This window comes from Frankia sp. CcWB2 (assembly GCF_977927585.1).
The window spans coordinates 1-11,738 of the sequence record NZ_CDWRCM010000138.1 but is presented as its reverse complement, the minus strand read 5'-3'; the positions used below and the strand labels follow the sequence as shown (position 1 = coordinate 11,738).

Here is an 11,738-nt window from a genome sequence, read left to right as displayed (position 1 = left end):
AGTCTAGACCGCCCTCGTTCACCAGACAGTTGTCCGCCACGACCCGTTCTGCCGCGTGCGAGTCGACCTGGTAGGAGGCATAGGCGATCGGGTCCGGGCAGCGCCGCCTTCCCGAGGTGTCCACCTCCGTCGCCACGTAGTCGCTGATCATCCGCCGGGCCTCGCGTACGTAGATCTCATGCGGCCAGTTGTCGGTGGCGACGAACTCATCCGCCGCGAGACCGAGGGAACGGGCCTGGTCACGCTGCCAGGCGGGCACCGCGGGATCATTCGCCAGGAACCAGAGCAGACCCTGCTGATAAACCCGGTGGTCCTGGTAGATCCGTTCCCGCTGCGCGAAGCTACCGATCGCCCAGCCCGCTGAGCCGCCCACGCGATTGGTGGAGATCGGCCCACTGTTGTTGAGATCGAACTTCCCCCCGGGAAGTTTGACGAGGAAAGACATCACGTTCCGGTTTCCCGCCGCCAGGTACCGGCGATGCAGCTCGTATCGGGCGGGGTCATAGCCCTACGGTTTCGGGAACGGACGCGCGTTCGCTCCGGCCCGCGCCAGACAGAGCCGGAAACAGAAATCCTGACTCAGCGGGCTGCGCTGGCCCGTCGTTCCCAACGGGTTCGATGACACGCCGGGCAGCAGGCCGCTGGTGGGGTCGTCGATCCGGCGGTAGGGGCTGATACAGCTACGGAACGTCGACCCTGCGGCCCGGTTCTGCACGCCGTTGAGTGTCTCGCCGTACTCGCTGTTCGACTCCCGTCCGACGACGAAGCTGACCCGCGCGGCCGCCAACAGGTCGCCCTCATAACTGGCATCCACGAAGGCGCTAGCCCGATGGCTGCTCCCGTCGTCGGTGTTGATCCAGCGGATGCGGTTTCCGCTAAGCACCACCTCGGTCAGATGCTGGCGCAGCACGACACGCACGCCCTCCTTCTTCAGGAAGGCGAGGAAGACGTCCCGCGCGACGTGCGGCTCGAAGTTGTACACCGGGCCGGCCGACCGGTAGTGCTGCCCGGTCGCAGCGAAGACCTCCCGGGCGAAGCCGCCGATAGTCGCGCTGTACCCGACATCAGTGGCGGACAACCCGCCGGACATGATCCCGCCGACCTCGTCCCCGAAAGCCAGCAGCGTGGTGCGCAGGCCCATCCGCCGGGCCTGGACAGCGGCGGCGATGCCAGCCGGCGTCGCGCCGTAGACGCACAACTCGGTCTCTGTGTGAGAGGCCTTCCCCTTGTTGACCGGGCCGAGGTAGCGCGCCGTCAGGGGAGCGTCGTCATCGCCGCATCCCGCCAGCGGAGCGGCCGCGAGGAGACCCATTCCCAGCAGGAGAAGCTCACGTCTGCTATGCGGATACGAGATCATCGGCAACGCTCCCCGACGGTCCGGCCAGACAGGCCCGCCGGCCGGGTACGCCGCCCGGGCCTGGGCCGCGTTCGCCCTCGGCCATCCATCCGGAAACGGATCTCACTCATGCGTCACCCGTAGCCAGCAGGCGGCGAGGGCGAGGACGGCGACCGCCGGGAGACCAACCCCCAAAGTCCGCCCAACCTTCTGTGCCCCGGGGGAACGCGCCTCCCGCAGGAGGTCCACTCCGACCGCGAGGCCGGCCGTCAGACAGACAAGCAACAGCCCGATCCGAATCACATTGTGCTGGTCCATTGACGGTCTCTCAATCCTTCTGGTCCACAGAGAGCATGGGATGCGCGGACAACCCAGGATTCGATGTCTCGAGTCTGCTGTCCACAGCGCGCATGAGCACGATCGCGTCCCGATCGCTCCGAATCCTGCGGTATATACCGGATTTTTCGAGCGAGGTCGTGTAGTCGGCCGACCAGTGGTCGGGGCGGGATTCCGACTCGCGACCGTACGCGCCCTGCGCCCGAGTGATCAAAATATAGTCCGGCTTCCACTGAAGGGCACATTCACGCGGATCAGTAATGGGTTTACACTTGCTCCCCAGATTTATCAGCATCACTCGATCGAGATCCTTGTTCTGACCCGGGAAGAAGCCGTTGAAAACGCCGATGGTACTGCCCGCCGGCGCCTGCTCGTAGACCCACTCGGTGACCTCGATCTCCTCATGGGAGAACCACACGAATTCCTCGTTGCCACCCCGGCAGACGAGCTGTACGGCTGTCGCGCCGATGCACACGACAGCCAGGATGGCGGTCAGGCCTCGGGAGAACGTCGGCCGGGGCGACCAGGCACGGCGGATCGGTAGCCGGATCGTGTCCTCCTCGCGGGCGGTGCTGCCGTCGAGGCCGCGATCGGAGCGGGCGCCCGGGCGGTGGGGGCGGAGGAGCCTCGAACCGGACGGGAAACGCCGGCCGCGGCGGGCGAGGGTGCCGAACTCTGGGTCGGGCGCGGGAAAGAAGGCCGCCGCGGACAGGGCACACAGAAATGGCAATGCGAACAGGTAGGCGCGCAGGAGCGCCTCGCCACCATAGGACTGCAACGCCAGCAACCCGAACGGGGCACAGGCCGCCGCCTGTGCCGTCAGCCCGATGCGCCACTGGCGCCGCCGCAACGAGCCGATGGCCGCACCGACGAAGAGCACACCGACAACCACGATGCGGAGCAAGGCGATGCGTAGATGTGTCTGCGAACCCTGGACCCGGTTCGCCAGAGTCTGGTTGACCGTGCCCCCGACTCCACCGACGTCTCCGGTGACGACCGACAGATGGCCACTCCAGAAGTCGACCGCTCCAAAGGTGAAGTAGCCGACGAACAGCACGGGAAGGAGCACAACGAGTGCCCGGCTCCGCAGCCGGCGGGTCAGCATCAGGCTCACGAGCAGAAGGATCAGCAGGGGTGGGGAGAGCTGATGGCTGGCCACGATCGCCATGGCGAGCACGACAACACACCCCAGCAGCGCCATCTGCTCGCGTGGTCCGTAGACCGGACCGGGCGGGGCGAGCAGCGCACGCAGACGCTGCCTCCGTCCGTCCGCAGTATCTGCGGTGTCGCGCCACGCGTCCGTCCGGCGAGCGCTCGTGCGCAGCACCGCGACCAGCACGACCAGCGACAGCAGATAGGCCCCGCCCTGCGGGGAGAGGTACTCCTGGTCGGCCCAGTCCGCGCAGAGGAACAACCACAGGGCGAGCCAGATCCCCCGGCGGCTCAGGCCCAGCTCACGAAAGATCAAGGCGAGGCAGGGCAGATAGGCGAGCATGAACAGCACCGAGGCGTACAGCAGCAGGTGACTCGCGTCATCCACCCCGGCGGTGTTCATCAGGACCGCCATCCCGGCGAAGAAACCGGGCCAGGAGAACCGCGCATCGTAGTGATGGAGCACGGTTCCGTGGTCGTAAATGTAGTTGATGAATCCGGCGTGCCGCCAAGAGGTCGGCAGCCTGGAGGTCTGTTCGATAACAGGAGGCAACGCGTAGATGGCCACCACCAGCAGACCGATCGCGGTCGCGAGGAGCCAGGTCCGGGAGCGAGCAGCGCCGAGCTCCCAGACGAAGGCCCCGGCCAAGGCCACGATCCCCGCTGCGTACTGCCAGTCGAGGGCGCCCACGATGCCGAGCGCGTTGATCCGCCGCGGGTCGGCGGCCGCCATGCCCCAGACGAGGAATATGGCCGCAGCGCCAAGCAGCACGATCGGCGCCGGGCCACGCGTGTGTACTCCCACGCCCACCTCGGTTCCCGTCTCCGGTGCCGCTGTCGACCCGGGCGATCGACCCTCGTGCCGGCGGGTGGGACCGGTCGTTCGCTCCACCGCGGGCGCGTCCTCTCCCAACCGCGTATACGCGTCCGTCGTCACGATTGAGCCATCCGCCCGGCAACGGCGCCGGGCAGCCATATGATCATTCTCTGTTTCACCTTCAGCCAGTCCGCGACGGGGTCACGCCCGCCGTCCGGGGACGGGATCGCCACCCGTCCCCAGCCAGCGCCACCAGCGAGACGACCGCGAAAATGATTACCGGGAGAAAGGGGTGCCACGCATCCACCCAGAGCATCAGCTGCGCGCTGATAATGGTCAGGGCGATGGACAGCCCCCCACCCGCGCAGGCCAGCAGGGTCGGGCTGCTCAGCCTGACAAGCGCGAGTAGCGGGACACCGGGAATCGTCAGATGGAAGGCGATCGCCAGGACCGTCCGCAGAGCCCCGCCAGTGTCCGCCGCTTCCAACAGGGGAACGACGACGCTGAGCAGGCCCAGTGCGACCGTCCGGGCGGTCGTCGCGTGGTGCGTGGTCATCGGGGGGTCCCCGGGAGCGGCCGGGTTCCGGTCGACCCACTCACAGCGACGGTGTCGGCCGGGGAGCCCCCCAGGGTCGGCGGCCGTCGATGCGCCCCTCGGGAGGGTGTCAACCAGGGCGTAGATGCGGGCGTCGTCGTTGCGGTACCAGAGCCGGAACGACGATGACTGAGCGACGGCGGCCTCCAGCCGCGCGAGAGCACCCGGCGGAGTCAGCTGGAAGGTCCGCACGTAGGCGTCACCACTATCCGCGAAGGCGAGATATCCATAGTCGGAGTATTTCTTGATCTCTGCTATGACGGTGCTGATGTCCGCCGCGCCCAAGTCATGGCCACGTAGCTCCGGATTGAGAAGAATGTTCAGTTCGTCGCCATTTTTCATGTGAATGAACTCGTCATAGTTGGGTCCGTAACTGCGGGGGAAGTTGGGCGCGGCGCACATGAGCACGGAGCCCGTCCGCGCGTGTCCGTAGAAGTAGTCGCTGGCCTCGACCGTGCCGGCCGGCATGTAGTTCAGTTCCTCCTGGCCGAGAAAAGCGGACAGGAAGGCCGTTGTGCCGGCCAGGGCCACCACACCGACCCGATGCGCCCGCACGGGTGTCGGGCGCATCGGGTGTCGAACCAGAGCGCTCGCGATGGCCAATGCCGCCCACGGCAAGGAGAACAGATAAACCCGGAAGATGGCCTCGCCGCCGTAGTCTGTCCGAGAATCAGGATCCCGGGCGCGGCGACGAGCAGGCCGAGCACGCCGGCCCCCTTTTGCCGCCGCCTGAACCCGTTCACGACCGACACGGCGGCGATGAACCAGACGAGCATCGACAGCGTGACGCCGGCCCGGGCGTGCAGGGCCTTCCCCGGCAGCGGAGTCGCGCCGTAGGGGTCGACCCGGCGCAGGTTCTGCAGGGGGTCGGGCGATGAGGCGATATCGAAGTGACTGGTGAGGTAGGCGAGGTTCGGAATCAGGAATGCGATGGTGAGCGCCGTCATGAACGCCACCAGCAGCCACGGGCGCACCAGACCGGAGGCGATGAGCACCACCACACTGACCACGATCAGATAGGGGGTGAGCTGATGGGAGACCACGACCGCGGCCTGGAGCAGCACCGCGACGGCGATCGCCCACCGGCGCAGGACGGTCTCGTCGCTTCTCGCCGTCACGCCCCGTCCATACTCGCGGACAAAGGACTCCCGCGACATGTCCGACGTGGTCACAGCGTCCCGATCATCCGGCCGGGGCCGGGCCGGGGCCTTTCGCACCGAGCGACAGAACCCGATAAGCAGACAGTAGATCGCCAATGCCAGGGTGAGAGCGAAGCCTTGGGGCGCGAAGTAGCTCTGTCCGACCCAGTTCCCGAGAACGAACACGAGCGCGGATGCCCAGCCGAGGCTCACCGAGCGCAGGTAGGACCGCCCGAGGCAGGCGACCAGCAGTGCGGACATCGAGACGAAGAAGACCTCCGCCCACTGCGCATACACCAGCGGATCGGTCGTCCTGGTCAGTGCCGAGAAGAACGCGGCCACCGCGAAGAAGCCGGGCCACCGTTGGTAGATGTCGACGTTTTTGTCGAGAGCGTGGTGCTCCAGGATGTAACGGGTCACCCCGATGTAGTTGTAGACCCACGAGTAGTGCGGCACGGAATACACCAGCGGGGCCGTGCCGAAGAGCACGAACACGATGCCGAAGAGATAGCCGGCCGCGGCCGCGCGGTTGACCGTCGGCCGGGACAGGACCCGGACCGCTCCGCCCAGCAGCAGGGCGAGCGCCAGGTACCACGTCACTGGGAGGACGGTGAGCAGGCCATACTGCCCCATCCGCTGCGGATCCACCCGCCCAATACTGATCACGAAGAGGATGAACGCGAGGATGGCCGGCGCTGCCAGCACCAGGGCCCCGTCGGCTCGCAGCCCGCGGCGCAGGCCCGCGGCGGGAAGGGCCCGACCGGTTCCTCCCTGCCCCCGCTCACCATCCCCGCCATGGCCGGAGGTGCCCAGAGCCGTCCCCGACCGTGCCGCGTTGCGCAGAATGACCGCCATCGACAACACGGCCAGCACGGCTGCCACCACGGTGGGATGCCAGAGCCGAAGCCACAGCAGCACGCAGAGGACGACCGCCTCGACGGCGAGGCTGACACAGACGGCCAAGCCCACCCACAGGGCACGTTCGTTGATCGCTACGAAGCTGAGGGCGGCGGCGCCGGGTAGCAGCAGCATCGCGGGCACGATGACGGCGGCACGCAGCCCACCAGCGACAGCCAGCGGCAGCACCACGAGACAGATCAGCCCAAGGCTGATCGTTATGCGGTCCCGCACTCCGCTTATCCGCACGTGCACCTGTCTCCGCTGGGTGGGTTCGCCGTGGGTGGATTCACCGCCCCCGGTCGACCCGCCATCGGTACCGCCGTGGACGGGCGGACCGACCGCGAGGGCCGGCCGGTGGGACAGCCGGCCTACCGGCCAGTGCCCCCCAGGCTGAGCTGGTGGGTGATGCGGTCGAGGGATCCGATGAGGGCGGCACGGCGGGCATCGACCTCGGTCTGCAGGCGCGTCACATGATCGGTGCGGTTGGCGTCGACCTTCTCCACCAGATCGACGAGTGGCTCACTGTCGATCTCGTCCGTCCGGACAAGAAACTGCTCCTGCCCCACAGAGGCCATGAAGTCATCGCATTTGGGCTGATAACTGATTGCGATGGTCGGCACCGCCGCGGCGCAGGCCAGGATGGCGGCGTGCAGCCGCTGGGCAACGAGCACCGAGCATCCGCGTACCGAGTGGAGATAGGTGTCCGGATCGACGGTGACGTACGTCTCGGTCCGGTCGGCTACCCCCGCGGTCGTCAACAGCCGCTCCGTGTACGGACGGTCGCTGTTGTTCGCGAGAAAGGCCCGGAACCGCCACCCCCGGCGCGCAAGCTGGCTGAGCGCCAAGCCGAGTTCCCGGGTCACCCGCTCGGGATCGTGGCCCCACATGTCGTCGCCCCATCCAACGTTGATCCCGAGTACGCCTTCGTCCACCGTACGCGGAACGGGGCCGGGTTCGAGCAGCAGGGCAGGATCCCCCACCACCTCGCTGTCCACCCCTACGTCCCGCAGCAGTTCGGCCGAGCGCGGCCCGCGAACTGTCACCCGATCGAACTGGTCGAGCAGACGCCGCCACTTTCCCAGTTCCCCATTCGCGGAGAACGAGTTCCGGCCCTGGAACACCGGGTCCTCGACCCCCGCCCCGAGCATGTGGAACGGGCGTCGACGGACAATCCGGCCGCCGGTCAGCAGGTGGACCCGCCAGTTCTTGCGGCCAATCACGGTCCCGCCGCCGAGCAGCAACGAAGAGTCCTGGAAACTGAGCCGTCGACGTGCCCGCAGATGAACGGGGACATCACCGGGGTACAGCGGCAGAGGCGCGATCAGCACACCAGGGAGTGCCCGCTTGTAGACGAGCTCGATCGCGTCGTCACCGAGATTCCCGCGACCAGCATAACCGAGATAGGCGAGTGCGACTCTCTGCATTTCTAGAAGACCGTCCTCATGGGGTGATCTGGATGCGGTGACCTCAGTGGGCCGTCCCCGCGCTCGGGCTGCGGGGCCGGCTCGCGAGACGTCCGGGCAGTGGTGAACCCGCCGCCGGTGTCCGACGAGCCGTCGACGACCTCCAGAGCCGACGGTGTCATCTGCTCGCCGCTGCGCGGTCGGGGAGCCGATGGACTGGAGGCTAGACTTCCATGGGCTGGGCTGATGGAAGGTGGGCTGCCGCGAGGCCGACGGTCGTAGGCTGGGTGCGGATGGCCGGCGCCAGATGAGCCAGGTTGTCTCGGCGTCGGGAACACGGGCGCCAAGATCTTCCTGCGCCGGGGGATCCGACTCCAAGACCGCGGGGAGGAGCGTAGACGCGCCGCGCGGCTCCCCATAGACCGCCCGCTCCGACCGGGGGCTGCGTCTGCCGCTGATCGCCGACGACGGGCGGCGCAACGCCCTGACGTAGACCGGCACTACGGCCAAGGCGATGACGGCATGGCAGCCGAGATACGCCAGACCGATGGCGGTCAGTCCCCGGGAACCGACGATCAGCGCAGTTGTGAGCAAGCAGACACTCATCGATCCCTGGATGGCCAGCAGAAGTCGTGTGTTCCGCTGCACCCGGCTGATCGCGACGGCCAGGAGAATCGTCGCCCGGAAGACTGCTCCGAGCGCAAGGCAGGATAGGAGGTTCGCCGCCTCGCTCGAATACTCGCTGCCGTAAATGGCGAGCAACGGTCCAGCGAAGACCGCCGTGATGATCCCGACCGGGACGATGAACGCCAACAAAAACTTAATCATGCTGAGAATGTGGGCGCTCACCCGGCTCGATTCCCGGGTTCCCTCGACGGTCAGGGAGGCGGTGGCACCACTCATGAGCTGGTCGAAAACGGAAACCAGGCTCCAAGAGGTGTAAAAATAAGCGGTGGCCTCATAGCCAAGCCGAGCGGAGACGATCACAGGCAGCAGGGTGGTGGCCGCGAGCTGGACGAGTCCGCCGGCCATGTCGCCGATGATGTACCAGTCCGCTCGGCGCCGCGATCCGGTGGCGGTCGCATGAGGGGCGTTCCGCGACGATTCAGCCACATCATCGAGCTGATTTCTCGATAACACCCTGCGCCAGATCAGTATGTTGATGGCGAGGACGAGCAGGATGACCGGCGCGGTCCAGGCGAAGAAGAGACCGGCCGAGATCCCGAACGCGGCGAAGACGAACAGCAGGACGAGCTTCGACGCCGCGAAGAACGCGTTCTCGATCGGCACCCAGGACGCCTTGCGCAGCCCGGCGAGCACCGAGTCCTGAAGAGCAAAAATACACCAGAACGCGACTGCAGCGACGAAGAAGACCGAGAACCAGGGGTCGAAGTCGGCGAGGAACGTCGTATGGGAGAACAGGGCCACGAAGCCGAGAGCGAGCACGGTCGCCAGCAGCCCTGACATGGCATAGGCATTGCGAATGATCGTGCGTCTGGATCTCGCCGCAGCCGGAATGGTGGCAGGCAGGATGTTCTGCTGGTTGAGCTGGGCCAGTCCGGATAGCAGCAGCATCGTAGACACGGCTGTGGAGGCCCGTCCGACATTCTCCGGCGAGTACAGCCAGGCGGCGATCGCCCAGAAGGCGATACCGAGAACTCCGGTGATAGCCGTGGACGCCATCAGGAGGATGGCATTGCGCAGCAGCGGCGAACGGAGGATTCCTACCGTCGAGGCCAGCGCCGGGAGCGGGAACAACCGCCGGCCGTCTCTGGCCTGGGCATGCCGCGGGCCAGCATGCGCCCGCCCACTCGTGCCGGGGCGACGCCCAAGGCTACTCCGGTTCACCTGATATGGCCCCGATCGACGCGACGGGATTGTGTTCGCCGCGCCTGCAGGTACGCGAACGGGCCGGATGCGATGCCGAGGACCTCGGTCAGCACCAGCTCCACGGGAAAACGCGGCCCGCGGCTAACGTTCTTCGAAGATCGTGGTAGCAGGAGGAACAGAAGGCCGGCGGGCACCCTACGCAGGATCTCCGCCAGTTCCTGAGGACTCGACAGCGCCTGCGCCATGAGCATCGCAGACAATCCCGTGCCGTAGTTGCGCAACTGGTCGAGGAGGTCGCCGTATCGCTGCCGATGTGTGTGGTAAACAATCGCCGACGGTTCGTAGACCAGCCGCCGTCCGGACCGGATCGTCCGTGTGAACAGTTCGAGATCCTCCCCGGCATGCGTAGGTGTGCCAGGGCCGAGGACCTCGTTGAAACCACCCAGCTCGCGGACGGCGTCCACGTCGAAGGCGACGTTGTTGCCGGATCCGAAGGCGCCGGCCGCATAAGGATAGAGGGCGCCATCTCCGCTCCAGCGATCGAAGATCCGCCGCTCCAGTCCCTTACCGAAGCCGCCGTACTGCTCGAACCAGATCTGAGCCGAGGTCATCAGCTCATCGGGGAGCACCAAGCCGGTAACGCAGGCGACGCCGTCCGCCACGTCGAACCCGCTCAGGATCGCAGGAAGCCAGTGTCGGTCCACCTGCGTGTCGTCGTCCAAGAAGGCGACGGCCCGGCCCTCGGCCGCGCCGAGACCAGTGTTACGCGCCCGGGACGCGCCCTTGCGCGGCTCACATAGATAGCGGAAGCGCGCGTCCACCCGGCTGACCGACTCGACGAGCTCCCGGGTCGCGGCCGTCCTGGGAGCGTTGTCAATGATCAGAAACTCAATCTCACGTTCAGCGACCGCCTGAAGCGAGGAAATCAACCGGCCGAGGCTCTCCGGCCGGTCGCGCGTCGGGATGACGATGCTCGCCGGCCGACGCCGCTCCTGCATGTGCATGGGCCAGGAGTGCGAGCACTCGTGCTGGTCGAGCCGACACTCTTTGACCAGCATCGGGATGGTTGCGGCGTTCGTGTCGCCCCCGTCGGAGGCCTCCAGTTGCCCGATGGGGATGCCGTGGCAGCGGACCAGCACACGGATCTCACCGAACGCGATCCGTTCTCACCGAACGCGATCCGTGGCTGGAGCACCGCCGCGCGGGTCGTCAGCAGAGCGGTCGTGAGCTCGTACTCCGCAATACGGACCGGCCGACCGGCATCCGGCTCCGGTGCAGTGGCGTGCCGACCAAGACGTGACATCGCGGTCGCCAGGCGATACCAGGCCGCGAGCACGGCATACAGACGGCCGAGGGGAGAGGTACGGCGTCCGGTCGCTGCCTCGGAGCCGCTTGTTTCCGCTTCCGGAGCGGATGTTTCATCAGTTTGAAAAGCTGTGGATACCTGCTCATGACCGCACATCTGAGGTTCGTCCGTTGGGTTCGGCGATGCGCAGGCGCTTGCCACCTGCCCGCGGGGAGAACAAGGTGCAACCAGAACGTCCGACGGAACGTCCGAGCTTTGCGAGGGCGCGCGAGACGGAAGATCAGGAAGCTCCGCGCCGCCTTGCCGATCGAATCCGAGCATGCTGAAGCCAGCCCCCCCAACTGACCAATAACGAAGATCCGCTATAGATCATCGCAAACAAGTGATCCAAACGGCGATGGCACGATCGGCACACAACATGCGCCGAAGTGTCCGACTCCCCTAACCAGCCCCCCAGTCTTCGGAAGGTAGCGCCCCCGATTCGCCTATACTTTGACCATACGCCACCCTTCTGGGTCATCGTAGCATGCCGGTCACGGCCCACCGGCCGCCGGCCGACAAGACCCCGAACCACCTCGGCCATACCCGGCTACAGATGGAGCCGACTTCACGAAGACGTTACCCGGCGGATCGGTTACGTTCTCAATCGAGCCTCACCATTGCCTTCACTCCCTCTCTGCCAACCGGGCAACGCAGCTCCGGCTCCGACCGCCAATCCGCGATTTCGAGATGTTCATTACACATCAAGCGATCTTCTTGCTTCCCCGCCACGAGACACGTGCCTCACGCGGCATGAGGTAACTCGAGATCCGTCCGCACCGCGCCCCCGAGCTCCGCGGCCACACCGGCAACCCTTGATTGCCACCGACTCGGCATCGCCATGCGTAGTCGAGCTACAACTCCTCGTGATAGCCTCCAGTACTC

General features: G+C 66.5%; 6 protein-coding genes and 1 pseudogene. All 7 read right to left on the bottom strand.

Annotated features, from left to right (window positions below; all coding sequences use genetic code 11):
* Positions 1–1,141 (bottom strand): annotated as a pseudogene (locus ACY45C_RS14780) (FAD-dependent oxidoreductase); the annotation flags it as partial.
* Positions 1,142–1,459: 318 nt separating this feature from the next.
* Positions 1,460–1,654 (bottom strand): hypothetical protein, encoded by a 195-nt coding sequence (locus tag ACY45C_RS14775; RefSeq protein WP_462188181.1) that lies wholly within the window; start codon positions 1,652–1,654, stop codon positions 1,460–1,462.
* Between the two features lie 10 nt (positions 1,655–1,664).
* Positions 1,665–3,629 (bottom strand): hypothetical protein, encoded by a 1,965-nt coding sequence (locus ACY45C_RS14770; protein WP_462188180.1) that lies wholly within the window; start codon positions 3,627–3,629, stop codon positions 1,665–1,667.
* Between the two features lie 193 nt (positions 3,630–3,822).
* On the bottom strand, positions 3,823–4,770 hold the full coding sequence (locus ACY45C_RS14765; protein WP_462188179.1) for a hypothetical protein: 948 nt from the start codon (positions 4,768–4,770) through the stop codon (positions 3,823–3,825).
* A complete protein-coding gene (locus ACY45C_RS14760; protein ID WP_462188178.1) occupies positions 4,710–6,506 on the bottom strand; it encodes a hypothetical protein in 1,797 nt (598 codons plus the stop codon). Before ACY45C_RS14760 ends, ACY45C_RS14765 begins: the two co-directional genes overlap by 61 nt.
* A 137-nt stretch (positions 6,507–6,643) precedes the next feature.
* Entirely contained in the window at positions 6,644–9,436 is a 2,793-nt protein-coding gene (locus tag ACY45C_RS14755) for a polysaccharide pyruvyl transferase family protein (RefSeq protein WP_462188177.1), read from the bottom strand.
* Positions 9,437–9,522: 86 nt separating this feature from the next.
* Complete coding sequence (locus ACY45C_RS14750) at positions 9,523–10,647, bottom strand: glycosyltransferase family 2 protein (RefSeq protein ID WP_462188176.1); 1,125 nt, start codon at positions 10,645–10,647, stop codon at positions 9,523–9,525.
* Between the last annotated feature and the right edge of the window lie 1,091 nt (positions 10,648–11,738).